Below are 22,681 nucleotides of genomic sequence, written 5' to 3' on the forward strand. Positions count from 1 at the left end.
CGGGCGACGGAGCCGTTCGAGGGGCGGCTTCCTTTGCCAATCTATCTATCAGGTAGGGTTCCTAATAGTTTTCGGCGCGCAGCGGGGGCGGACACCTAGGGGCCCGAGAATGAGCGTGATGACGGACAGAGGCTATGACCAGCGCGAGGTGAGGCGCGCCCGCTGCGCCGTGGCCGCCGTGTTCGCCGTGCACGGCGCCGTCACCGGCTCCTTCGCGACCCGGGTGCCCTGGATCCAGGACCATGCCTCGCTCAGCGCCGGCCAGCTGGGGCTGGCGCTGGCGTTCCCCGCGCTCGGCGCGTCGGCCGCGATGCCGCTCGCGGGCCGGATCACCCACCGCTTCGGCGCCCGCAACGCCCTGCGCGGTCTGCTCGCCCTGTGGACACTGTCCCTGGTCCTGCCGTCCCTCTCCCCCAACCTGCTCACCCTGTGCCCGGCACTGTTCGTCTACGGCGCCTCGGCGGGCATGGCGGACGTCGCGATGAACGCGCTCGGCGTGGAGGTGGAGAACCGGCTCGGCCGGTCGATCATGTCCGGTCTGCACGGCATGTGGAGCGGGGGCGCCCTGCTGGGCTCGGCCGCCGGCACCCTCGCCGCGCACCTCGGCTCGGACGCCCGGGTGCATCACGCCCTGGCGGCCGTCGTACTGACCGTGCTGGGGCTGGTCGCCTGCACCTGGGTGCTCGATCTCCAGGCCGCCGAGGACGAGGAGCCGCCGCCCCGGTTCGCGCTGCCGCCGAAGTCGGCGCTGCTGATCGGTGCCATCGGGTTCTGCGCGGTGTTCGCGGAGGGAGCGAGTCTGGACTGGTCCGCCGTGTATCTGCGGCACGAGCTGGCCACCTCCGCCGGGCTCGCGGCCGCGTGCACGACGGGCTTCACCCTCACCATGGCCGTCGCCCGGCTCGCGGGCGACAAGGTGGTGGACCGTTTCGGCTCGGTGCGCACGGTCCGGGCGAGCGGTGTCCTGGCCGTCCTCGGCGGTCTGCTGATCGTCGGCGCGGGCCATCCGGCGGTGGCGATGGCCGGTTTCGCGCTGATGGGCCTCGGTATTGCGGTCGTCGTGCCCCTGTGCTTCGCGGCGGCGGGCCGCAGCGGGCCGAACCCCAGCCAGGCCATCGCCGGCGTCGCGACCATCACCTACACCTCGGGGCTGGTGGCGCCGAGCGCGATCGGCGGGCTGGCCCAGGCGACCAGTCTCGTGGTGTCGTTCGGCCTGGTGACGGTGCTGGCCTGCGGGCTCGCCGCGTTCGCGGGGGTGCTGCGCGCGGGCGAGCGGGACCGTCCGGGGGTCAGTCGGCCGGACGCAGCAGTTCCCGGCCCGCGGCCCTGAACCGCTCGCTCCACGACGTGGGGCGCAGCGTCGCCGCGTCGAGCCGGACGAGGACCCGGGTGCCGTGCGCGTACGTCACCGCTCCGTCGGCCGAGCAGAACCGGAACCCGTAGGTGAGACCGGTGTTCCCGAGCCGCTCCAGCCACAGGTGCACGGCGTACCCGCCCGGCCTGGTCACCGGGGCCTCGTAGCTGATCCGCAGTTCCTTGACCGCGTTGCAGAAGTCGCCCGCGGCCTCCCAGTCCCCGTCGAAGACCCAGCCCAGCTCGTGCCACAGCGCCGACCAGGCCCGTTCGACCATGACCGGATAGCGGGCGTTGTGGAGCAGTCCGAGCGCGTCCAGGTCGTCGAAGTGGACGGTGACGGGGATCAGCCGGCCGTACGACACGGCGGACGCGGCCTGGGCTTCGACGGTCACGGGCGGGGCTCCTGAAACGTTCCTGGTGAGGCGCTCGCGACGCCGCGGCGCTTGACCAACCCATGGTAAGCGGTCGCTCAGCCGACTCCCTCCGTGGGGCCGCGGCGATCGAGCCGGGCTGCCCGGAGGCGGGCCGAGGGGCGGCCTCTCTCGGATGCCGCCCCTCGGGAACCGTGACCGGTGCGTCAGCCGGCCGGTGCGAGCTGGACTTCGTCGTGCAGGCCCTTGGCGTCCACTCCCGGGAAGAGGGAGAGGTGGCCGTCGTTCCAGCGGACGATGAGGTCGTCGGCGGTGGTGTTGGCGGTGAAGGCACCGGCGGCGACCAAGGTGGCGTCCTTCCAGTTCGACTTCGCGGGCCGGACCTTGATCTCGCCCGGCAGACCCTTGGCGGTCAGGCCCGGACAGATGGTGGTCTCGCCGTCGATCCAGCGCACCAGGAGGTCATCGGTGCCCTTGCCGGTGAAGGAGCCGGTGGAGAGCTGCTCGGCATAGGGCCAGGTGGCGTTCTTGGCGACGATCTGGGCTGCTTCTTCAGCCCGTTGGCCGCCAGGTCGCTGAAGAGGGAGACGTGGCCGTCCTTGAAGGCCACCAGCAGGTCGTCGCGCTGTCCGCCGGGCGTGAAGCGGCCGGTGGACAGCACCCGGGCGTCGTCCTGCCAGGCGGGGGTCTTCGGTGGGGCGAGCTGCTTCTCGCCGTGGAATCCCTTGGCGTCGACGGTCGTGTACTGGGTCATCTCGCCGTCGATCCAGCGCACGACGAGTCCGTCCGTGCCGGTGCCGGCATTGATGCTGCTTAGCGAGAGGGCCTTGGCCCAGATGCTCTTGGCGGCGGCCAGCCGGTATTCGGCGGCGAAGGGGTGGGCGGGGTCGTTGCCGTTGCCGCCCTGGTAGAGGGGGACCTTGCCGTCGTCCCAGCGGACGATCAGGTCCATGTGCCGCCTGCCGCCTGCCGAGCCGCCGGTGTAGTAGCCCGCGGTCATCTGCTCGGCGTGCTTCCACGGGGCGCCGACGAACGCGGGGCCGTAGGCGACCTGCTGGACCCAGTCGGCCAGGTCGTCGACGCGGGCGGCGCTCGCTCCCGTGCGGGTCTCCGCGGGGTCGGCGCCCAGGCAACCGCCCTGCCAGGACAGGCTGTTGACACCTACGACCACGGTGCGTCCGTTCGCCGTGCCCAGCGCGGGGCCGCCGGTGTCGCCCTTGCAGATCGCGGCGCCGTCGGACTTGGCCGCCAGGCCCAGGGTGGTGGTGCCCACGGCCTGGACGGTGAACGCGGCCGCGTGCGCTCGGTCGGGCACCCACTCGTCGTGTGTGCGCCCGTATCCGGCGGCCTGGACCTCGTCGCCCACGCCGGGCGCGGTGTCGGCCACCGGGACGGGGGTGACTCCGCTGACCGGCGTGGCCAGTTGGGCCATCACCACGTCGCGGTCCGTACGGGGGACAAGGTTCACCACCTGCTGGGAACCGCCGCCGAGGGTGGCCGTGGTCTTCAGCTTCGGCGCGCCGAGGCTTCCCGCGCCGCGAAGGTTGCCGAGAAGTGCCTTCAGTGCTTCCTCGCCGGCACCAAGGTCCTCATGGCCGACGGCTCGACCAAGAACATCGAGTCCGTCAAGGCCGGCGAGCTGGTGCTCGCGACGGATCCCGTGAGCGGTGTCACCGGGGCACGACCGGTGACCGACCGGATCGTCACCGAGCACGACAAGCGGTTCGACGAACTGACCCTGCGCACCCGCCACGGCATCGAACAACTCACCGCCACGAACGAGCACCCCTTCTGGTCCCCTTCGGCCGGAAACTGGGTGAAGGCCGGGAACCTGCACGCTGGGGCGACCCTTCGGACCGTCGACGGCAGCACGGTCACCGTCCAGAGCCATCGCTCCTTCGAGAAAACCGCCCGGACATACAACCTCACCGTTGCCGGCCTGCATACGTACTACGTACTGGCCGGCCGGACACCGGTCCTCGTCCACAATGCGAACTGCAATGTCGCCGATGCGCGACGCCTCCAGGCCAAGATGGCCGCGGAGGAACTCGCAGGCGCCGACGGGCACGCGTTCCGTAAGCACGTCCTGGAGCAGGGAGAGTTTCCCGGCATCCGGACCCGCCAGCAGTTCGCCGACATGGTCGAAGACGTCGTTCTCAACGGCGAGCGCCGAGTTGGTGCCGGCGGGCGAAGCGCCCACTGGCGTAATGGAGTGATTGTGATCAGGAACCCCAACGCTCGGGACGGTGGCACCGTCTTCGCACCCAAGGAAGGAAAAGACTATTTCTCAGGAACTTCAGGCCCGAATAGGAGGAACGCCTTCATGAAGGTGGAGGACCACGGTGCGGAGATCGTCGTCACCATGCCCAGAGAGGAGTTCTTCCTCGTCGTCTCACTCATGAGCGAAGCGCTTGAGACGGGGGACGAACGAGACTTCGAGACACGCGTGGGCGCATCGAAGGACGAGGTGCGGGCCCTGCTGCGGAGCCTGCCTGATCTACCGCTGGGCGGCAACCACTAGCTCCGTTCTGCGCCACTACAGCCAGAAAGGCGCTCGGCTGGGATGCTCCAGCCGGGCGCCTTTCCGCGCAGCGACTCCTTCCTTCGTACCGGAGCTGCTGGGCCATACGTTCGGGCAGTTGAGCTGCGACCCGCTGTGGACTGCTGCCGGGCTCCGCGCTGTCGTTCCGGCATGCCCCACCTCGCAGGCGAGGTCGTCCCGGGTCGCCCACCGGCTGCGCGGCCCGCTCACCCGGATGCGTCCCCCGCTGGAACGCGTCCTCGGCCCGCGCATCCAGCACCCGGCCGTGCTCCGGCTGCTGGAACGCTTCAGCTCCCCGGCCCAGATCCGCAAAGCCGGACGCCGTCAACTGATCACCATGCTCCCTCCCGGTTCGGCAGGGCAGCCTGCCGGTCGGCCGACCGAAGTGGCTGCCGCCGTAGTAGAACCCGTGCCCGACGGTTCGCGGCCTTCATGACCCGTCCGGCACCTGCCGGCAACGCGAGACGGTCCGTCCGCGACCGCTCCCCCGGCGGGTTCAGCCCGCAATGGAGTCCAGCTGCTCGGCCGCGGGGCGCAGGGCCCACAGGTCGCCGCCGGGCGGGGGCTCCAGCAGGTGTACGGCCTGCCTGGCCCGGAGGTCGCCCGCGTCCGCCGCCGCGTGCACCACGTCGGTCGCCGCGTACCGGTGGAACTCCAGCTCCGGATGGGTCCAGGAGGCGGCGCCGGTAGCGGCGGGCAGCAGGTAGTCGACGGCCTGGAACAGGCCCTGCCCGTCCGGGCCACGGTAGGACCACAGGTCGACGCCGACATGCCGGCCTATGGCCGCGAGCCGGGTGTAGGCGACCAGGTCGAAGGTCGAGTAGTGCCAGCTGCGCGTCCGGGCCAGTTCCTGCGGCTGGCTGCCGTCGCCCTCTATCTGTGTGTCGATGCGCGCGGTGCGCGCGGCGAGGACGGTCCGCCGGGCGAGGTCCTTGTCGCCGGTGGCGTACGCGAGGGCGGCGAGCTGCATGTCGTAGAAGGTGCCGTGGTTGTTCTGGGCGGCGCCCTCCTCCTTGCCGAAGGCGCTGTCCGTCAGCCAGTTCCGGAAGGCGACGTTCCAGTCGTGCATCGCGGTCCGGTCCGCCCTGGACCAGCCGGGCGCGCCGGTGTCCAGCAGGGCGATCGCGTCGAGGACGCTGGTGTAGGACTGCGAGAAGTCGATGATGCCGATGGCGCGGCCGTCGTACTTGCACGGGATGAACTGCCCGTGCTCCAGATCGGGGTTCATCCGGGTCGCCGGGTCGAGGAACCAGGTGCGCAGGACCTGGGCGGCCTTCTGGGCGTACTGCTTCTTCCCGGTGTAGTACCAGGCCAGCGAGAGGTCGTAGGACGAGCCGAAGACCTTCTCCACGTCCTGGCGGTCCGTCCCGCTGTCGACGTCGGGGTTGCGCTGCCCGTCACGCTGCACATAGGGGCAGCCCCAGGGGTTGTCCGCGGTCTTCGGCTGCGTGGGCCACCAGTAGGGGGCCTGGCTCAGATACTCGTGGACGTCCCCGCCGGGTGCGGGCCTCGGCTTGTCGACGACCGTCCACGGCCCCTGGCCCAGCCAGGCGTCGGCGCGCGCGGTCAGAGCCTTGAGCGCACCGCGCAGCCGGGCGTCCCCGTGGTCGAGCCGGATTCCGGTCTGTTGCAGCCGGGTGCCGTCGAGCACGGCGGTCGCGGGGACTTTCGGGGCCGCGTGGGCGGAGGCGGTGGGTACTCCCGCGATCGCCACGGCCGTGAAGGCGGTCGCCACGGCGAGCAGGGCGGCCAGCCGGGATCGAGCACTCATCAACGCTCCGATCATATACGTGAACGCAGTTCATGAGTGGGACCGTGTGAGCGTAGGGCCCGCTGGTGCCCCTGACAATGGTTCGGACAGTTCTTCACGTACAGAGAAAGAGAAGCTTCACCATGGACCTCGGCGTGCGCTGGAAGCTGCACGGTGACGGGCGTACGCCCGCGCCCGGAGCGGTCGTCCGCCCCGACGAACGGCTCTCCTGGCCCCGCACGATCGGGCTCGGCGCCCAGCATGTCGTGGCCATGTTCGGTGCAAGTTTTGTCGCCCCCGTGCTCATGGGGCTCGACCCCAACCTCGCGATCATGATGTCGGGCGTCGCGACCGTGATCTTCCTGCTGGCCACCCGCGGCCGGGTGCCGAGCTACCTCGGCTGCTCCCTGTCCTTCGTGGGCGTCGCCGCGGTGATCCGGGCGCAGGGCGGCACCAGCGCCACCGTGACCGGCGCCGTGTTCGTCGTGGGCATCGTGCTGTTCCTGGTGGGCCTCGCGGTCCAGCGGTTCGGGGCGCGGATCATCCACGCGGCGATGCCGCCGATCGTGACCGGCGCGGTCGTCATGCTGATCGGGTTCAACCTCGCGCCGGTCACCGCGTCGACGTACTGGCCGCAGGACCAGTGGACCGCGCTGCTGGTGATGCTGTTCACCGGGCTCGCCGTGGTGTGCCTGCGCGGTTTCTGGTCCCGGATCGCGATCTTCCTGGGCCTGCTCTTCGGCTACGGGATCTCATGGGCCTTCGACCGGGTCCTCGGAAAGATCCACTCGGTGGACGCGAGCGGCAAGCTCACCGCCCACTGGCGTCTGGACCTGTCCGGGGTCGGCAAGGCGGACTGGATCGGCCTGCCCCACTTCCACGGACCGTCCTTCCAGTGGTCCGCCGTCCTGGTCGCCCTGCCCGTGGTGATCGCCCTGGTCGCGGAGAACGCCGGGCACGTCAAGGCGGTCGGCGAGATGACCGGCGACCCGCTGGACGACAAGCTCGGCACCGCGATCTCCGCGGACGGCGTCGCCTCCATGCTCTCCACCGCGGTCGGCGGCCCGCCCAACACGACGTACTCCGAGAACATCGGCGTGATGGCGGCCACCCGTGTCTACTCGACCGCCGCCTACTGGGCCGCGGCCGGCTTCGCCCTGCTCTTCGGCGTCTGCCCCAAGTTCGGCGCGATCGTGGCCGCGATCCCCGGCGGAGTGCTCGGCGGCATCACCGTCATCCTGTACGGCATGATCGGCCTGCTCGGCGCGCAGATCTGGATCAGCTCCAAGGTCGACCTGCGCAACCCGCTGAACCTGGTGCCGGCCGCCGCGGGCATCATCATCGGCGTCGGCAACGTCAGCCTGAAGTTCACCGACCACTTCTCGCTGAGCGGCATCGCCCTGGGCACGCTGGTCGTCATCACCGGCTACCACGCGCTGCGGGCGCTGGCACCCGCGCATCTGAAGACCCAGGGACCGCTGCTGGACCCGGGCACCTCCTCGTACGACGAGGAGAGCGCCGAGGGCGACGGCACCTCGGCTCCCCGGGACACCCTCGGGCACACGGGCTCCTAGGCCCTGTCGTCAAACTCCCGCCTGCCCCGCGACGCCATGCACGCACTCTCGCCGCACCTGACGCCGCGGAGCCCGCCCTCCGGGCGGACGACGGGAGTTTGACGACAGGACCTAGGGAGCGTGCGACGCGCGCACGCCGGTTCGTGGAGCGCAGCGCGCGGGCACGCACGTTCGTGGACGCCCTCCGTCCCCCTGACGGCCGACGGAGGGCGTCCCCCGTTCCGGGGAAGCACGCGGGCCGCGGCTGCTCCGGTCGGCCCAGGGCTGTCACCCTGCCCCCATGGTGCGGTTGGAGCAGTTCACGACCGGGGTGGACTCGGTCGTCTCACGGATGCGCGCGCTCGACGGAGACTGGCCGGAGCGCGACGGCGTCGCGGTCTTCAACCGGGTCTACCTAGCCGTCACCCAGGAGGTCGACCGCCGTCTGGAGGGCGGGTACTTCCGGGACCGCCGAGGGGCGATCGCGCTGGACGTGCGGTTCGCCGAGCGGTATCTGGCCGTGGCCGAGGAGGGGCCGCTGCCCGCCTGCTGGCGGCCGTTGTTCCAGCTGCGGCGCCATCCGGGCGTACGGCCGCTGCAGTTCGCGCTGGCCGGGATCAACGCCCACATCGGCCATGACCTGGCACTCGCCGTCGTGGACACCTGCCGCACGCTCGACTGCGAACCGGCCGTTCTGGAGGACGAGTTCGAGCGGGTGGGCGACCTCCTCGTCGCGCTGGAGGAGCACATCCGCGAGGACCTGATGCCCGGGCCCGATCTGCTCCAGCTCGCCGACCCGCTGACGCATCTGCTCGGCGCCTGGAGCCTGGAGCGGGCCCGGGAGGCCGCCTGGTCGGCGGCCCGCGCGCTGTGGGCGCTGCGGCATCTGCCGGACGTGGCGGAGGAGTTCGCGCACCGGCTCGACGCGGCGGTGGGATTCGCGAGCCGGATGCTGCTCACCCCCCTGCCGCACTGATCCGGCCGGCCGCGCCTGTCGTGTCGCGACGTGCCCTTGTGACCGCTGTACGTTGATGAGGCGGCCCCTCCCAGGCGAAGGAGCGACAGGTATGGCGACCCGGCTCGGACTCGGCCTCCCCCAGAACAAGCAGTACGACATCGGGCGGGACGTGCCGGACGTCGCACGCACCGCGGAGGCGATGGGCTACGACAGCCTGTGGGTGTACGAGCGCGCCCTGTTCCCCGAGACCACCACCCAGGGGCTCTACGGCGTCGAGGGCCTGCCCTGGCCGGACAGCTACCGCGGGGTGGCGGAGCCCCTGGTCACCCTCGCCCTCGCCGCCACCGCCACCCGGCGCGTCCGGCTCGGCACGAGCGTGCTGGTGGCGCCCCTGCACGGCCCCTTCCAGCTCGCCAAGGCGCTGGCCTCGCTGGACGCGGCGAGCGGCGGCCGGGTCGTGGCGGGCCTGGGCACGGGCTGGTCCCTCGACGAGTACGCGGCGGCCGGGGTGCGCCCGTTCGAGGAGCGCGGCCGGGTCATGGACGAGATCATCGATGTCTGCCGTGCCGTCTGGGGCCCGGACCCGGTCACCTACGAGGGCTCGCTCACGACGATCTCCTCGGCGGTGGTCGCGCCCAAGCCGGCCCGGCCGATCCCGATCCTGCTGGCGGCGACCAACAGGAGGGCGCAGCGGCGGCTGGTCGAGAAGGCCGACGGCTGGATCCCGGTGGCCCTCGGCGCCGAGGTGCTGGCAAGTCAGTGGCGCGTCTTGCAGGACCTGGCCGCCGAGCAGGGCCGCGTCGAGCCGCTGCAGACCGTGCTGCGCACGAACGCCGCGTACTCGGCGAAGCCGTACTCCGGCCAGGACCGGGGCCCCTTCCAGGGCAGTGTCGACCAGATCGTGGAGGATCTGGTGGCGCACGCCCAGGTCGGCCTCGAGGAGATCCTCATCGACCTTCAGGGCTCGGTCCGGGACGCGGAGGAGCTGAAGGACGTGGCCGCGCAGGTGTACACGTCCGTACGGGCGGCCGGCATCTGACCGGCCGCCCGTCGTCGGATCATCGGTCCGACAGCCCGAGGATCCCTCGGTCCGTCGGTCCGGCTCAGTCCTCCGGCAGCTCCACCGGCGCGATCTCGTCGTAGACGTCGCCGGGGCCGGGGTTGGTCGGGTCGGTCTCGCCGCCGAAGTGGTGCATCACGCCCCACACGGCGTTGAGCGCAGTCTGCACGGCGCCCTCGGCCCAGCCCGCCGTCCAGGAGATGTCGTCGCCTGCGAGGAAGATGCCGCGCTTGTCGGCGGGCAGCCGGTCCTGCATGAAGTGCGTGAACAGGCGCCGCTGGTAGCGGTAGTGGCCGGGCAGGTTGGCCTTGAACGCGCCCATGAAGTAGGGCTCGTTCTCCCAGGAGACGGTAACCGGGTTGCCGATGATGTGCTTCCTGATGTCGACCTTCGGGTAGATCTCGCCGAGGGACTTCAGCATGACCTCCATCCGCTCGCTCGCGGACAGCGGCAGCCACTTCAGGCTGTCGTCGCACCAGGTGTAGGACAGGCAGATGACGGCGGGCTTGTCCGGACCGTCGTCCAGCAGATAGGTGCCGCGGGTCATCCGGTCGGTGAGCGTCATCGACATGACGTCCCGGCCGGTCTCCTCGTCCTTGTCCAGCCAGAAGGGCCGGTCCACCGGCACGAAGAGCTTGCTGGACTCCATGTAGTGGGTGCGCTCGATGGCCGTCCAGTGGTCGATCGGGAACAGCGCGTCGTCACAGGCAATCTTGGAGAGCAGCATCCAGGACTGGGCGGTGAAGATCGCCGCCGGGTAGGTGCGGATGTCGCCGTGCGCGTCGGTGACGGTGATCCGGTTGCCGGCGGTGCGGTGCAGCCGGGTGACGGCGGGCCGGGGCTCGCCGCCCTCGTGCAGGGACTTCAGGGACGTCCCGTGGGCCCAGTGCACGATCTTCTGGGGCTCGCGCTCCCACAGCCGCAGCGGCAGCTGCTGGGAGCCGCCGACGATGCCCCGGTGGTGGTCGTCGGCCTCGGTGTAGACGACCCGCAGGATCTCCAGGATGGAGTTCGGGAAGTCGGTGTCCCAGCCGCCGGTGCCGAAGCCCACCTGGCCGAAGATCTCGCGGTGCCGGAAGGACTTGAAGGCCTCGGAGTCGCAGAGGAAGCCGTAGAAGGTCTGGTTGTCGAGCTTCTCGACGAGCTTCGCCCAGATCTCGCGGATGCGCGGCACATCGCGCTCGCGCATGGCGCGGTTCATGTCGGAGAAGTCGGCGCCCTCCTCCAGGCAGGCGTTCCACGCGTTCGCGACGTCACGGTAGACCTGCGGCAGGTCGTCGAGCGTCTCGGCGTAGTGGCTCTCGCCCTTGAGGTCCACGACCGTCGAGGGGGTGGCCTCGGCGAGCGGGTTGGGGAACGGCGCGGTCCGGAGGTCGACCAGGTCGATGTAGTGCTGGAGTGCCGTGGAGGAGGGCGGGAAGCGCATCGCGCCCATCTCGGCGGTCAGCGACGGGTCGCAGCCCTCGAATCCGACGGTGCGCAGCCGGCCGCCGATCTGGTCGGCCTCGTAGACGACGGGCTTGAGGCCCATCTTCATCAGCTCGTACGCGGCCACGATGCCGGAGAGGCCACCGCCGATGACGGCGACCTCGGTGCCGTGCTCGGTCGCGGGAATCTGGCCGAGGCCCGCCGGGTGGGCGAGGAAGTCGTCGTAGGCGTAGGGGAAGTCCGGGCCGAACATGGTGATCGGCGGCTGCTGCTCGTCGGCGTGCTCGACGGCGTTGGGCACCGTGGACGTCATGGGGTACGGACTCCTTGCGGGAAGAACTCGGGGGAGGAGGGCTGCGGGGTCAGACCAGGGACCCGTACAGGCCGGGGCGGCGGTCCTTGAGGTACGGGTTGGCCTCGCGGGAGGCGGCGAGGTGCGCGGGGTCGACGTCGGCGAGGACGAGTTCCTCGACGCGGGCGGCCCGGGCGCGGGCGATCCCGTCGGGTCCGGCGAGGGTGGACAGCCCGACGAACTCGAACTCCCCTTCCTGGCCGACCCGGTTGACGTAGGCGATGTACATCTGGTTCTCGAAGGCCCGCACCGGTACGAGGGACTCGGCGACGAACTGGAACGGATGCATCTGGGCCGTGGGGACCACGAGGAGGTCGGTGCCGGCCAGGGCGTGGGCGCGGACGTTCTCCGGGAACTCGACGTCGTAGCAGATCATCAGGCCGATGTGGAGGCCGTCCAGCTCGGCCTGGACGACCGGCTGGTCGCCCGGGACGAAGTGATCACGCTCGAAGCCGCCGAAGAGGTGGGTCTTGCGGTAGTTCGCGAGGCGGGTGCCGTCGGCGGAGATGAGCTGGGCGGCGTTGAAGACGGTCTCGCCGTCCCGCTCCGGGTAGCCGTAGGCGACGGCCAGGCCGTGCCGGGAGGCGATGTCCGCGATCACGTCGGCGGAGTCGCCGTCGGCGGGCTCGGCGAGCCGGGCGATCGCGTCGTCGATCGCGTAGCCGGTGAGGAACATCTCCGGAGTGATCAGCAGCCGGGCCCCCGCAGCGGCGGCACGGCCCGCGGCCTCGTCGAGCACCTTGAGGTTCTCGACGACCGAGCCGGGGCGGCCGGAGCTCTGGAGCAGGGCGGTGCGCATGCGTGTTCTCCACCGGTGCGGAAGGGTTTGGGGGGCCGCTTAGACGGTACGGTCGGCGCCCTCGGCCGGACAAGGAGAACCCGTTGCGCGCCGGTGCGTGATTCGTTGCGTGCACCGGGGGCCGCCCGGCGATTCGTTGCGTGCCTCCCGAGCCGCCTCGCGACCGGCGGGGCGCGAGTGGCCCGGGTGCGCCAGCCGGCCCCCCGGGCTCACAGCTCGCGCAGCCGGTCCACGATCTCGCGCAGCAGCTCGGGGTCGGCCGCCGGGGCGCCCGCGGGCCCGGAGCGCGGCTCGTCGATGCGTACGAGTCCGGCCTCCGCGAGGTCGCCGACCAGCACCCGGACGACGGTCAGCGGCAGATCGGCGTCCGCAGCGAGTTCCACGACCGGCCGGGGGCCGCGGCGCACCAGGTCGAGCAGGGACGCCCGGGCATGGTCGACGTCCCCGCGCCGGTCCTCCGTGTCCAGGGCGGTGATCCGCGACATCAGGTCGATGGTGTGCCGGTGCGAGGGGCGGGTACGCCCCCGCGTCACCATGTACGGGCGCACCATCGGCCCGGTCTCGTCCTCGTACCAGTGGTCGTCGTCGGACACGGTGGGTCAGGAGCCGGCCGGGCCCGTGGCCGTCCGCACGGCGGCGTCCATATGGCGGCCGACCCGGCGGACGAGCAGCGCCATCTCGTGCGCCAGCTGTCCGACGTCGGTGCGGGCCTCGCTCAGCACGGCCAGCCGGGTGCCGGCCCCGGCCGGGGTGATGAACAGGTACGCGTCGTCGAGCATCACCATGGTCTGCCGGACGTTCCCGCCGCCGAACCGCTCCCCCGCCGAGGCTGCCAGGCTGTGGAAGCCGGAGGACACGGCGGCGAGGTGCTCGATGTCCCGTCGGGGCATGCCCTCCGAGCGGCTCAGTGGCAGGCCGTCCGCGGTCAGCAGCACGGCCTGGCGTACATGGTCGGTTCTGGCCACGAGATCGTCGAGCAGCCAGCCCAGATCGGTGCCGGGCTGCTGCTCGGCCTCGTCGGAGTGCTCGGGGCTCTGGTCACGGCGCATCGTCGGCGTCGGTCCCTTCCTCGGTGTCGGTTCGCTCCGTGGGGGGCTCGTGGGGGCCGGTGTCGCTCGGGATGCCCTTCCGGCCGCGGTCCAGGCCGCGCTGGTAGGCACCGAAGATCGCCCGTACCTCCTCGGCGCTCACCTCACGCCCCGGGGCCTCCTCGGCGGCCGGGGCGTCGGTGCGCAGTTCGGGGGCGAGCGAGCTCTGCCGGACCCGGGTGGGCAGGGCGTGGGTGGCGGAACCGGGACGGCCGGGAGCCGGGGCGTCGGGGCCCGTCCCACCGGTGGCCGGGGCGTCCGTGCCCGCATTGTCGGAGGCCTCACGCGCGGGCCGCCGCTCCGGCTCGGGCGCCGGCTCCCGGGTGAGCACCGCCGTCCTCTCCCGTACAGGCAGCGTCAGCACGGGCGCGTCCTCCCGCCGGGCCGGAGTCCCGGGCGGCACGGGCGCCTCGTCGGGAGCGGCCGGAGTCCCGGGCTCCACCTCCGCCAGAACCGCGGCCGGCAGCAGCACCACCGCCGTCGTACCGCCGTACGGCGACCGGGTCAGGGTGACCTCGATGCCGTGCCGGGCGGCGAGCCGGCCCACCACGTACAGGCCAAGCCGGTCGTGGCGGGTCGGGTCGAAGTCGTCGGGCCGGGTGAGCGTGCGGTGGGCCGCGTCGAGCTGGTCGGGGCCGAGACCGAGGCCGCGGTCGTCGATCTCCAGGACGAAGTCGCCGCGGACGCGGTCGGTGCGCAGGGTGACCCGGGTGTGGGGCGGCGAGAACACGGTGGCGTTCTCGAGGAGCTCGGCGAGCAGATGCACGACGTCGGCGACGGCGTCCGCCGCGACCCCGACCTCCGGCATCGGCGGGACCACGACCCGTGCGTAGTCCTCGATCTCGCTCACCGCGGAGGACACCACGTCGGCTACGGGCACGGGCCGCCGCCAGCGGCGGCCGGGCGCCGCACCGGAGAGGATGATCAGGCTCTCCGCGTTGCGCCGCATACGGGTGGTCAGATGGTCGATCCGGAACAGCTCCTCCAGGGCGTCCGGGTCGTCCGTACGCCTCTCCAGCGTGTCGACCAGCTTCAGCTGGCGGTGGACGAGCGCCTGATTGCGCCGCGCGATGTTGAGCAGCACGGCGAAGAGCCCGCTCCTGAGCATGGCCTGCTTCACGGCCGCCTCGACGGCCGCGCGGCGGGCGGCGTTGAAGGCCCGGCCGACCTGCCCGATCTCGTCGGAGCTCGCCTCGCCCTCGGCCAGTGGCGGCGCCGCCACCTGGGCGTCCACCTCCTCGCCCGCGCTCAACCGTTCCATGACGTCGGGCAGTTGCCGTGTCGTCAGCAGGTCGGCGGCGTCCCGCAGGGCCTCCAGTCGGCGCGAGATCCGCCGGGCGCCGCGCACCGCCAGCCAGAGGGACAGACCCATGGCGGCCAGTCCGACCAGCGCGACGACGGCGGCCTTGGCCAGTTCCCGGTAGGCGAACGCCGTCCCGCGTGCGGCCGAGTTCTTGGCCGCCTGAGTGCACAGCAGCATGTAGCGCTGCACGGCCCGGTCGGTGGTCGTCCGCCAGGAGTCGGCCGCGACCGCCCGGCCCGCGCCGTCGGCACCCGCCCGCAGCAGGGCGTCCTCGCCCTCGGTCAGGGCCCGGTGCACGTCGTCGCGCTGGAACCGCTCGAAGAGCGTCCGCGAGTCGGACGGCAGGGCGGGGACATAGGTCCGCTCGAACACCCGGCGGTCCTCGATGGTGGCCGCGAGCATGTCGTACTGACCGCCCGTCAGCCTCCCCGCGGCGCGTGCCCCGGCGACGATCGCGTCCTCCCGGGAGACGAACTCCCTTACCCGGACCAGCTCGCTGACGGTCTGCGCCTCCCGCGCGAGGCGGCCGGCCTGCAACGCGGTGAGGGCGGACTGGACGTCGAAGTCGGGTTCCACGAGGGCGCTGTACTCGGACACCGCGCCGTCCCAGGAGATACGGCCCGACAGCACCCGCTCCCGCAGTCCCTCCAGTTTGTCCGCAGCGGCGAGCGCGGAGTCGAGTGCCCGCTGCTGCCCGGCGGACAGCCGGCTGCGGTCCGCGCCCTGGATCGCCGTGCGCATGGCGTTCACGGCCCGGTCGGTGCGGCGCTGCTGCTCCAGTAGATCGAGGGCCGCACCGTTGCGGTGGCCCCCGCCCAGATACGCGGCGGCGAGCCGCCGCTCGATCTGGATCTGGCCGGTCGCCGTGTCGACGGGCGTGCCGAAGTCCTCGTAGACGCCCTGGAGCCGGACCAGTGCCCGGAGTTCACCGGTCACCGACACCATGGCGAAGCTCCACAGGATCAGCAGGGCGATCGCCGGAGCCAGTGAGAGCGCCACGATACGCGCGCGAACCGTGGTGGGACGGCCGAAGGGCCAACGCATGGTCTCCCCCGGGGGAACAGGACGGTCGGGTGCCTGGCGGGACTCGGGTGACCTGCAGGTATTACCCGCCGGTAGTGAACGCGCCACAACCTACGGGAAGGATCACGCCACCGCAATGGTTGCCCTGGGTAACCCGGAGTCAGAGCCTCCGGGACACGGCGAAGGTGGTGAGGACCGCCGCGTGGTCCGAGGGCCAGTCGTTGTCGGCGACGTCGGGCCAGGCGCTCGGGGTGCCGGTGACCACGGTGCGGGAGTCGAGCACCGTGAGGCCCCGGTGCAGCACGAAGTCGATGCGGTCCTGCGGTTCGGGGCGCCCGCTGCCGTCCTCGTGCAGAGGGTGGATCGGGGACCATGTGTGGCCCGGGTCGCGGACCGGGTCGGGGTGCGCCGCACGGTAGGAGTCGCGCAGGCCCGCCTCCTCGGCGGCCCGGGTCACCGGCCAGGCGACGTCCGGCCAGTCCAGGTGCGAGGGGCAGTTGAAGTCGCCGGTCAGCACGACCGGCACATCGGCCGACTCGTCGATCCGCCGCAGGGTGTCCCGCATCTGTGCGAGCCGCGCCTCCTCATGGGCGATCAGCTCGGCCTCGGGCAGTCCGTCGAAGAGGGACTCGTAGGGCCCGTAAGGCGTGTAGTCCAGGTGGGCCGTCCAGATGTCGACCTCGCACCCCGGGGCGACGCGCACCCTGACGCCAGCCGCGCCGTAGAAGCCCACCTCCGGGTCGCCGAAGCGGCAGGTGATGGGGTACCGGCTGATGACGCCGAGGTTCTCCCCGGCCCGGTGGTGGTACCAGCCGAGCGCCTCGGCCAGTTCCTGGGCCGCCGTGCCGGCCGTCTCCTGGAGGCCCACCACATCGGCCCCCGTCTCCAGGACGGTCTTGAGCTGCTTGGCCCGGTGGTCGTCGACCATGCCTCCGCCGAGCCACAGGTTCCAGCTCATCACCCGCAGTTCGCACGACAGCAGGGACCGCAGCCGCTCGGGCGTGACCTCCTCCAGGCTGGCCAGCACGGTGCGCCCGGGGGCCGCGTCGATCGGCGCGAGCGACGGTACGGCGAGCACCGCGCAGCCCGCCGCCTCGGCCGAGGCGACCCCGGTCGGGGTGTCCTCCACGGCCACACAGCCGGCCGGGTCCACACCCAGCGCACGGCACGCGGCCAGGTACGGGTCGGGCGCGGGCTTGGTGTGCTCGGTGTCGTCGGCGGTGACGGAGACCGCGAAGCGTTCGGCGCCCAGCGCCTGGAGGACGGTGTCGGTGACGGCCCTGGGGGAGGCGGTCACCAGCGCGGTGGGGACGCCGTCGCGGGCGAGGGCGTCCAGCAGAGCGAGCGCGCCCGGGCGGGGCACGACCCCGTTCCGGACCCGGTCGGCGAACTCACGGTGCAGCTCCGCGGCGACATCGGCGGCCGGGGCGCCGGTGAGCGAGGCCAGCCAGTCGGCCGTGTGCTCGATGGGGCGGCCGAGCACCTCCGGCTGATCGTCGTCGTCCAGTGTCCGGCCGAGTCCGGCCGCGACCCGCTCCACCGCCTCCCACCACAGTCGCTCGGTGTCGACGAGGGTGCCGTCCATGTCGAACAGGACGGCCTGGAGCGGGAGTCGGGTCACGGTTCTCTCTTTCCTGTGTGGGGGGAGCAAGGCATGCAGGGCATGCGGACGGGAACAGCGGGCCTCAGCGGGCGCGTTCGGCGACCAGCACCGGACGCTCCGGCAGCGTCACCGTCACGGCGGCGCCGGCGCCGAGTCCGGCCGCGTCGTGCGCCGGCAGGTCGGCCTTCACCTCGGTGGCGTCGGCGAGACGCACGGTCAGCCGGACTGTGGCGCCCAGGAACGCGGTGGCGACCACGCGCGCCTCTCCCGTGTCGTCCGCGGTCACCCGGACCGACTCGGGCCGCACCAGCACGTCCACCTCGGTCGCGGCGGGCGTGTCCCCGTCCACGGGGAGCCGCTGCCCGAGCACCTCGACGGTGTCCGAGTTCAGCCGGCCCGGGATCCGGCTCATCGTGCCGACGAACTCGGCGACGAAGGCGGTGGCCGGACGCCCGTACAACTCGGCCGGGTCGGCGCACTGTTCGAGTCGGCCGGCGCGCATCACCGCGACCCGGTCGGCCATGGACAGGGCCTCCTCCTGGTCGTGGGTGACGAACAGGGTGGTGATGCCGAGTTCCTGCTGAAGGCGGCGGATCTCCTCGCGCAGGGTGAGCCGCACCTTGGCGTCGAGCGCGGAGAGCGGCTCGTCGAGCAGCAGGACGCGCGGGCGCAGGGCGAGCGCCCGGGCCAGGGCGACGCGCTGCTGCTGTCCGCCGGAGAGCTGGTGCGGGAAGCGCTCGCCCTTGTCGCCGAGACCGACCAGGTCGAGCAGCTCGGCGGCGCGGGCGCGCCGCTGCGCGGTGCGCACCTTGCGCATGCGCAGCCCGAACGCCACGTTGTCGAGCACGGTCAGATGCGGGAAGAGGCTGTACGACTGGAAGACCATACCGGCGTCGCGGCGGTGCGCCGGAACGCGGGTGATGTCCTCGCCGTCGACGAGCACCGCGCCGGAGTCGGGGTGCTCGAATCCGGCGAGCATCCGCAGCGCGGTGGTCTTGCCGCAGCCGGAGGGGCCCAGCAGGGCGAGGAGTTCGCCGGGCCGGACGGTGAGGTCGAGCCCGTCGAGGGCCACGGTGGGGCCGAACTCCCGGCGCAGGGCGCGGAATTCGACGGTGGCGGCGTTGTCGCGGGATTCGGCCGCAGCGGTCGGGGCGGCCTGGTCGAGGGTCATGTGGTTCATCCCTTGGCGGCGGTTCGGGAGCGCCCGCCGAAGACGGCGAGCGAGAGGAGCAGGGCCCAGGTGACGAGCAGGCTGAGCACGGAGACGGCGACGGACAACTGGGCCTGCTCGCCGCCGATGCTGTAGATCCACACGGCGAAGGGGGTGAATCCGAGCAGCTGTGCGACGGTGAACTCGCCGAGGACCAGGGCCAGGGTGAGGAACGAGGCGTTCAGCAGGGCGCCGCGCAGATTGGGCAGCACCGCCTGGACGAGGGCCTTGGGCCAGCTGGCCCCGCAGCTTCGGGCCGCCTCGACCAGGGTGCGCACGTGGATGGCGCGCAGGCCGGCGTCCAGCGCCCGGTACACGAACGGCAGCGCCATCACGACGTAGGCGAGGACCAGCACGAACGGGAAGTCCGGGTTCTGGATCGCCACGAACGTCTCGAACAGCGGCGTGCGGGACAGATAGTCGGGGCCCCACTTGAGCACGGTCGAAATGCCCGCGACGAACGCGATCGGCGGCACGACCAGCGGCAGTGAACAGACGACCTCCACGACCGGACGCAGCTTCGGCGCGCCGAGCCGCAGCGCGACCATGGCGGGCACCATGAGCAGCAGGACCAGGGCGATGGTCGCGGCGGCCAGTTCCAGCGAGAGCAACAGGCTGGTGGTGAAGCCGTCAGTCGAGACGATCTTGCTGTAGGCGTCGAAGGTGACGCCCTGGCCGGGGACGTCCACCGTGAAGATCACGGAGGCGGTGAGCGGGACCAGGAAGTACAGCCCGGCGAAGGCCCAGACGGCCCAGCGCCACAGGTTCAGGCGAGCCATCGGGTACTCCGTCGTTGCAGGGGCAGATACACGGCCATGACCAGGCCCGCGACGATGACCATGTCGAGGCTGAGCGCCAGCGCCACATGCTCCTGCCCGACCAGGACGTTGCCGCCGAGGGCGTCGGCGATCTGCAGCGTCACGAGCGGGACCGCGCTGCCCACCATGGCCGCGGCGGTGGCGTAAGCGGCGAACGCGCTGCCGAAGAGCAGTACGAACCCGCCGAGCAGTGAGGGCAGCAGCACGGGCAGGGCCACATGCCGCCAGTACTGGAAGGCCGTGGCGCCGTTGTTCTGCGCGGCCTCGCGCCACTGGACGCGCAGGCCCTCCAGGGCGGGGGTGATGGTGAGGACCATCAGCGGGATCAGGAAGTACAGGTAGACGATCACCAGACCCCAGAAGCTGTAGAGGTTCCAGCCCTTGTCCTCGAGGCCCAGGTGCTGGGTCACCACTCCGGAGTTGCCGAGCGTGGCGACGAAGGCGAACGCGAGAGGGACGCCGCCGAAGTTGGCGAGGACCCCGGACGCGGTGAGCACGGCCTCGCGCACGGCCCGGAAGCGGGAGGTGACCACGGCCTGCGCGAGCAGCAGGCCGAACACGGTACCGATCGCGGCGGAGATGACGGACAGCTTGACGCTGCCGACCAGGGCCGTCAGATAGGCGCCGTGCAGGGAGCCGGTGAGGTTGGCCATGGTGTACGAGGTGACGCCGGTGGCCTCGTCCTTGACGGTGAAGGCGCCGTTGAACATGGCGAGCGCCGGAACACCGAAGGCGATCGCCGTGAACGCGAGCAGCGGGAGGACGGCGAGTGCGCCGAACGAGCGGCGGCGCCGCCGCTGCTGCGAAGCAGCGGCGGACGCCCGTTCGGCCTCGGTGAGGACGGCGGTCATCCGGAGACGGCCTTGCCCCAGCCCTGCGTCAGGACCGCACTAGCCTTGTCCTGCTGGGCCTTGGTCGGGAACGAGGGGGTGCCGGTGACCTGCGGGAGGGCGGCGGCGGCCGTCTTGTCCAGCGTGCCGGCCGTGTCCATGGCAGGCATCAGCACGGGGCGGGCGTAGCCCTTCAGCCAGAGGTTCTGGCCCTCGGCGCTGTACAGGTACTCCTCCCACAGACGCGCGGCGGCCGGGTGCGGGGCGTCCTTGTTGATGGCCTGCGAGTAGTACTGGGCGTACCGGCCGTCGCTCGGGACGGCGATCTTCCAGTCCAGGCCCTTGGACTTGAACTCGTCCGCGTAGCCGGCGTTCAGGTAGTCCCAGTCGATGCTGATCGGGGTCTCGCCCTTCTCGACGGTGGCCGGGGTCGACTCGACGGGCGTGTAGTTGCCGCTCTTCTTCAGCTTGGCGAAGAAGTCGATGCCGGGCTGGATGTTGTCGAAGGAGCCGCCGTTGGCGAGGGCCGCCGCGAAGACGCCGCCGAAGGCCGAACCGGACTTGGTCGGGTTGCCGTTGAGCGCGACCTGGCCCTTGTACTCCGGCTTGAGGAGGTCCTTGAACGTGGTCGGGCACACCTTGACGCGCTTGGCGTCGCAGCCGATGGAGACGTAGCCGCCGTAGTCGTTGAACCAGCGGGCCTGCGCGTCCTTTTGCGAGGCGGGGATGTCGTTGTAGCCCGCGACCTTGTAGGGGGCGAGCAGGCCCTGCTGGGCGGCGCTGGCCGTGAAGGAGCTGCCGATGTCCAGGACGTCGGGGGCGCGGTCCTGGCCCTTGCGGGAGGTGACGGCCTGGATCTCCTGCGAGCTGGTCCCGTCCGGGTTCTCGACCGTGACCTTGATTCCGTACTTCTTCTGGAAGCCGTCGAGCAGGGCGCCGTAGTTGGCCCAGTCGCGGGGCAGGGCGATCGCGTGCAGCGTGCCCTCCTTCTTGGCCGCCTTGACGAGGCCGTCGAGGCCGCCGAGGTCCGCGGCGGAGGTCGCGGTGGCCGCGCTCTTGCCGTCGGTTGTGGTGGACGCGTTGTCGGGAGCGGCGCCACAGGCGCTGAGGGCGAGTGCTGCGGCGACGGCGAGGCCACCGGTCAGGACGGCGGTTCTCGGCAGGAACACGGTCACTGTCTCTCCAGGAGTACACGCGAGCGGTGAAGCTGAGGGCGGGAGGGCTTGTTCAACTTGTCTGAACAAGTTGCCCCTAGTACGCCCGTCGCTGGTGTCTTTTTCGTTAACGCCGAAGGAACCCTGACCCCTTCTTGCCTGCACAATCCCCGCGAGGGAAGATCACGCCCAGGTCTCGATTAGGCTGGCCATGCTGTGAACAGCAGTCGACTCAGAGGGGAAGCATGGCGGCGCGACACGAGGAGATCGCCGACGAACTGCGGCGGGCGATCGACCGCGAGGAGTACACAGTGGGCAGTCTGCTGCCCACCGAGTCGGACCTCGCTGCCCACTACGGCGTCTCCCGCGGCACGGTCCGCCAGGCGGTCGCGGCCCTGACCGCAGAGGGGCTCATCGGGTCCCGGCAGGGCGCCCGCCGGGTGGTGCTGGCCAGCCGGCGCAGCCAGAGCTTCGCGGAGCTGCGCAGCTTCGCCGAGTGGGCGCGCGCCATGGGCCGGGAGGCGACCGGGCACGTCGTGGCGCAGGAGTACCGGCCGGCGACCAAGGAGGACGCCGTACGGCTTCATCTGCCGGAGCACACACCGGTGTTGCACGTCCTGCGGGTGCGCGGGCTGGACGGCGAGCCGGTGCTCCTGGAGCGCACGGTGTACGCCGACTGGATCTCCCCCGCGGTGCACTCCATCGAGCCGGACTGCCCCTCGGTCACCCAGCGGCTCTACGAGGACACGGGCCTGGTGTTCGCGTACGGCGAGCACGTCATCGACGCCGTCGCGGCGGGCGCCCAGGACGCCGAGCTGCTCGGTGTCCGCCGGGCCGGCCCGCTGCTGCGGGTCCGCCGGGTCACCACCACCCGCGAGGGGCGCCCGGTGGAGTGGTCGGACGACCGCTACCGCTCGGACGCCGTGAGCTTCAGCGTGCACAACTCGATCGGGAACAACGCGCTGGCCCGGAAGACCGCGGAGTAGGGCGCGGCCCGGCCGGCGCCCTCGAGGAGACGGCTCAGGTGGGCGATCCCGACGAGAAACGGCGCAGCAGGGGCGACAGCACAAGGACCGACTTCGTGCGCTCCACGAACGGCTCCCCGGCGATCCGCTCCAGCACGCGCTCGAAGTGGCGCATGTCGGAGGCGAAGACCTGGGCGATCGCGTCCGCCTCACCGGTGACGGTGGAGGCGGCCACGACCTCCTGGTAGCGCTCCAGCCCCCGCTGGATGGTCTCCGGGGACGTGTTGCGCCGGCAGTAGATCTCGACGAACCCCTCGGTCTCCCAGCCGAGCGCCCCGGGGTCGACCCGGACGGTGAACCCGGTGATGGCGCCGGTCGCGCGCAGCCGGTCCACCCGCCGCTTCACGGCGGGCGCGGACAGGCCGACGAGCTGCCCGATGTCCGCGTAGGAGCGGCGGGCGTCCTCGGCGAGGGCGTGGACGATGCGTTCGTCGAGATCGTTCAGCAAGGCGGGTGGT

Annotated in this window: 21 protein-coding genes; 6 read left to right on the plus strand and 15 right to left on the minus strand. The window is 71.7% G+C overall.

Annotation, left to right across the window (positions count from 1 at the left end):
* Nucleotides 1–118 precede the first annotated feature (118 nt).
* Complete coding sequence (locus tag ACFYX0_RS21065; protein ID WP_388972158.1) at nucleotides 119–1,330, plus strand: MFS transporter; 1,212 nt, start codon at nucleotides 119–121, stop codon at nucleotides 1,328–1,330.
* Here the strand turns inward: ACFYX0_RS21065 and ACFYX0_RS21070 are convergent.
* The 3 genes from ACFYX0_RS21070 to ACFYX0_RS21080 form a co-directional block, all read right to left on the minus strand.
* Nucleotides 1,290–1,748, minus strand: a complete 459-nt coding sequence (locus ACFYX0_RS21070) for a thioesterase family protein (protein ID WP_355913773.1) — start codon at nucleotides 1,746–1,748, stop codon at nucleotides 1,290–1,292. The genes ACFYX0_RS21065 and ACFYX0_RS21070 overlap by 41 nt on opposite strands.
* 185 nt (nucleotides 1,749–1,933) lie before the next feature.
* Nucleotides 1,934–2,182 carry a hypothetical protein gene (locus ACFYX0_RS21075; RefSeq protein WP_355913770.1) on the minus strand — a complete coding sequence of 83 codons (249 nt, stop codon included), beginning with the start codon at nucleotides 2,180–2,182 and terminating at the stop codon, nucleotides 1,934–1,936.
* On the minus strand, nucleotides 2,140–3,195 hold the full coding sequence (locus ACFYX0_RS21080; protein ID WP_388972159.1) for a trypsin-like serine protease: 1,056 nt from the start codon (nucleotides 3,193–3,195) through the stop codon (nucleotides 2,140–2,142). Before ACFYX0_RS21080 ends, ACFYX0_RS21075 begins: the two co-directional genes overlap by 43 nt.
* Nucleotides 3,196–3,318: 123 nt before the next feature.
* Here ACFYX0_RS21080 and ACFYX0_RS21085 point away from each other — a divergent pair, with 123 nt between their 5' ends.
* Nucleotides 3,319–4,248, plus strand: a complete 930-nt coding sequence (locus ACFYX0_RS21085; protein WP_388972160.1) for a polymorphic toxin-type HINT domain-containing protein — start codon at nucleotides 3,319–3,321, stop codon at nucleotides 4,246–4,248.
* A gap of 517 nt (nucleotides 4,249–4,765) precedes the next feature.
* On the opposite strand, the gene ACFYX0_RS21090 is transcribed toward ACFYX0_RS21085, so the two are convergent.
* A complete protein-coding gene (locus ACFYX0_RS21090) occupies nucleotides 4,766–6,040 on the minus strand; it encodes an alginate lyase family protein (protein ID WP_388972161.1) in 1,275 nt (424 codons plus the stop codon).
* 122 nt (nucleotides 6,041–6,162) lie between these two features.
* Here ACFYX0_RS21090 and ACFYX0_RS21095 point away from each other — a divergent pair, with 122 nt between their 5' ends.
* The 3 genes from ACFYX0_RS21095 to ACFYX0_RS21105 all read left to right on the plus strand — a co-directional run bounded on the left by ACFYX0_RS21095 (nucleotide 6,163) and on the right by ACFYX0_RS21105 (nucleotide 9,569).
* Nucleotides 6,163–7,593 (plus strand): uracil-xanthine permease family protein, encoded by a 1,431-nt coding sequence (locus ACFYX0_RS21095; RefSeq protein WP_388972162.1) that lies wholly within the window; start codon nucleotides 6,163–6,165, stop codon nucleotides 7,591–7,593.
* 280 nt (nucleotides 7,594–7,873) lie between these two features.
* On the plus strand, nucleotides 7,874–8,548 hold the full coding sequence (locus ACFYX0_RS21100) for a DUF5995 family protein (protein WP_388972163.1): 675 nt from the start codon (nucleotides 7,874–7,876) through the stop codon (nucleotides 8,546–8,548).
* Between the two features lie 91 nt (nucleotides 8,549–8,639).
* Nucleotides 8,640–9,569: an LLM class F420-dependent oxidoreductase gene (locus ACFYX0_RS21105; RefSeq protein WP_388972164.1), complete on the plus strand. Its 930-nt coding sequence runs from the start codon at nucleotides 8,640–8,642 to the stop codon at nucleotides 9,567–9,569.
* Nucleotides 9,570–9,633: 64 nt separating this feature from the next.
* Here the strand turns inward: ACFYX0_RS21105 and ACFYX0_RS21110 are convergent, their stop codons facing one another.
* The 10 genes from ACFYX0_RS21110 to ACFYX0_RS21155 form a co-directional block, all read right to left on the minus strand.
* Nucleotides 9,634–11,331, minus strand: coding sequence for a flavin monoamine oxidase family protein (locus tag ACFYX0_RS21110; RefSeq protein WP_388972165.1), 1,698 nt, complete (start codon nucleotides 11,329–11,331; stop codon nucleotides 9,634–9,636).
* A gap of 49 nt (nucleotides 11,332–11,380) precedes the next feature.
* Nucleotides 11,381–12,169 (minus strand): carbon-nitrogen hydrolase family protein, encoded by a 789-nt coding sequence (locus ACFYX0_RS21115; protein WP_388972166.1) that lies wholly within the window; start codon nucleotides 12,167–12,169, stop codon nucleotides 11,381–11,383.
* Nucleotides 12,170–12,378: 209 nt separating this feature from the next.
* Nucleotides 12,379–12,762: a DUF742 domain-containing protein gene (locus ACFYX0_RS21120; RefSeq protein WP_388972167.1), complete on the minus strand. Its 384-nt coding sequence runs from the start codon at nucleotides 12,760–12,762 to the stop codon at nucleotides 12,379–12,381.
* A 6-nt stretch (nucleotides 12,763–12,768) separates the two neighbouring features.
* Nucleotides 12,769–13,218: a roadblock/LC7 domain-containing protein gene (locus ACFYX0_RS21125; RefSeq protein WP_355913736.1), complete on the minus strand. Its 450-nt coding sequence runs from the start codon at nucleotides 13,216–13,218 to the stop codon at nucleotides 12,769–12,771.
* Nucleotides 13,208–15,604, minus strand: coding sequence for a nitrate- and nitrite sensing domain-containing protein (locus ACFYX0_RS21130; protein ID WP_388972168.1), 2,397 nt, complete (start codon nucleotides 15,602–15,604; stop codon nucleotides 13,208–13,210). Before ACFYX0_RS21130 ends, ACFYX0_RS21125 begins: the two co-directional genes overlap by 11 nt.
* A 139-nt stretch (nucleotides 15,605–15,743) precedes the next feature.
* Complete coding sequence (locus ACFYX0_RS21135) at nucleotides 15,744–17,204, minus strand: HAD-IA family hydrolase (protein ID WP_388972169.1); 1,461 nt, start codon at nucleotides 17,202–17,204, stop codon at nucleotides 15,744–15,746.
* 64 nt (nucleotides 17,205–17,268) lie between these two features.
* Nucleotides 17,269–18,357, minus strand: a complete 1,089-nt coding sequence (locus tag ACFYX0_RS21140; RefSeq protein WP_388972170.1) for an ABC transporter ATP-binding protein — start codon at nucleotides 18,355–18,357, stop codon at nucleotides 17,269–17,271.
* A gap of 5 nt (nucleotides 18,358–18,362) precedes the next feature.
* Nucleotides 18,363–19,175, minus strand: a complete 813-nt coding sequence (locus tag ACFYX0_RS21145) for an ABC transporter permease subunit (protein ID WP_355913726.1) — start codon at nucleotides 19,173–19,175, stop codon at nucleotides 18,363–18,365.
* The gene (locus tag ACFYX0_RS21150; RefSeq protein WP_388972171.1) at nucleotides 19,163–20,065 is read right to left on the minus strand and encodes an ABC transporter permease; all 903 of its coding nucleotides are present in this window, start codon (nucleotides 20,063–20,065) and stop codon (nucleotides 19,163–19,165) included. The genes ACFYX0_RS21145 and ACFYX0_RS21150 overlap by 13 nt, the downstream gene beginning before the upstream one ends.
* Nucleotides 20,062–21,219, minus strand: coding sequence for an ABC transporter substrate-binding protein (locus tag ACFYX0_RS21155; protein WP_388972172.1), 1,158 nt, complete (start codon nucleotides 21,217–21,219; stop codon nucleotides 20,062–20,064). Before ACFYX0_RS21155 ends, ACFYX0_RS21150 begins: the two co-directional genes overlap by 4 nt.
* A 224-nt stretch (nucleotides 21,220–21,443) precedes the next feature.
* Here ACFYX0_RS21155 and ACFYX0_RS21160 point away from each other — a divergent pair, with 224 nt between their 5' ends.
* The gene (locus ACFYX0_RS21160; protein ID WP_388972173.1) at nucleotides 21,444–22,184 is read left to right on the plus strand and encodes a GntR family transcriptional regulator; all 741 of its coding nucleotides are present in this window, start codon (nucleotides 21,444–21,446) and stop codon (nucleotides 22,182–22,184) included.
* 34 nt (nucleotides 22,185–22,218) lie between these two features.
* Here the strand turns inward: ACFYX0_RS21160 and ACFYX0_RS21165 are convergent, their stop codons facing one another.
* On the minus strand, nucleotides 22,219–22,671 hold the full coding sequence (locus ACFYX0_RS21165) for an Lrp/AsnC family transcriptional regulator (RefSeq protein ID WP_263228900.1): 453 nt from the start codon (nucleotides 22,669–22,671) through the stop codon (nucleotides 22,219–22,221).
* Nucleotides 22,672–22,681: the final 10 nt, after the last annotated feature.

It is taken from the genome of Streptomyces sp. NPDC002573, assembly GCF_042889625.1.
Classification (GTDB): domain Bacteria; phylum Actinomycetota; class Actinomycetes; order Streptomycetales; family Streptomycetaceae; genus Streptomyces; species Streptomyces gibsoniae.

What these genes read in the sequence shown, in the direction of transcription:
- ACFYX0_RS21065 (WP_388972158.1), top strand. Translation starts at nt 119, where the DNA reads ATGACGGACAGAGGCTATGACCAGCGCGAGGTGAGGCGCGCCCGCTGC.
- ACFYX0_RS21085 (WP_388972160.1), top strand. Translation starts at nt 3,319, where the DNA reads ATGGCCGACGGCTCGACCAAGAACATCGAGTCCGTCAAGGCCGGCGAG.
- ACFYX0_RS21090 (WP_388972161.1), bottom strand. Translation starts at nt 6,040, where the DNA reads ATGAGTGCTCGATCCCGGCTGGCCGCCCTGCTCGCCGTGGCGACCGCC.
- ACFYX0_RS21095 (WP_388972162.1), top strand. Translation starts at nt 6,163, where the DNA reads ATGGACCTCGGCGTGCGCTGGAAGCTGCACGGTGACGGGCGTACGCCC.
- ACFYX0_RS21100 (WP_388972163.1), top strand. Translation starts at nt 7,874, where the DNA reads ATGGTGCGGTTGGAGCAGTTCACGACCGGGGTGGACTCGGTCGTCTCA.
- ACFYX0_RS21105 (WP_388972164.1), top strand. Translation starts at nt 8,640, where the DNA reads ATGGCGACCCGGCTCGGACTCGGCCTCCCCCAGAACAAGCAGTACGAC.
- ACFYX0_RS21110 (WP_388972165.1), bottom strand. Translation starts at nt 11,331, where the DNA reads ATGACGTCCACGGTGCCCAACGCCGTCGAGCACGCCGACGAGCAGCAG.
- ACFYX0_RS21115 (WP_388972166.1), bottom strand. Translation starts at nt 12,169, where the DNA reads ATGCGCACCGCCCTGCTCCAGAGCTCCGGCCGCCCCGGCTCGGTCGTC.
- ACFYX0_RS21125 (WP_355913736.1), bottom strand. Translation starts at nt 13,218, where the DNA reads ATGCGCCGTGACCAGAGCCCCGAGCACTCCGACGAGGCCGAGCAGCAG.
- ACFYX0_RS21130 (WP_388972168.1), bottom strand. Translation starts at nt 15,604, where the DNA reads ATGCGTTGGCCCTTCGGCCGTCCCACCACGGTTCGCGCGCGTATCGTG.
- ACFYX0_RS21140 (WP_388972170.1), bottom strand. Translation starts at nt 18,357, where the DNA reads ATGACCCTCGACCAGGCCGCCCCGACCGCTGCGGCCGAATCCCGCGAC.
- ACFYX0_RS21145 (WP_355913726.1), bottom strand. Translation starts at nt 19,175, where the DNA reads ATGGCTCGCCTGAACCTGTGGCGCTGGGCCGTCTGGGCCTTCGCCGGG.
- ACFYX0_RS21150 (WP_388972171.1), bottom strand. Translation starts at nt 20,065, where the DNA reads ATGACCGCCGTCCTCACCGAGGCCGAACGGGCGTCCGCCGCTGCTTCG.
- ACFYX0_RS21160 (WP_388972173.1), top strand. Translation starts at nt 21,444, where the DNA reads ATGGCGGCGCGACACGAGGAGATCGCCGACGAACTGCGGCGGGCGATC.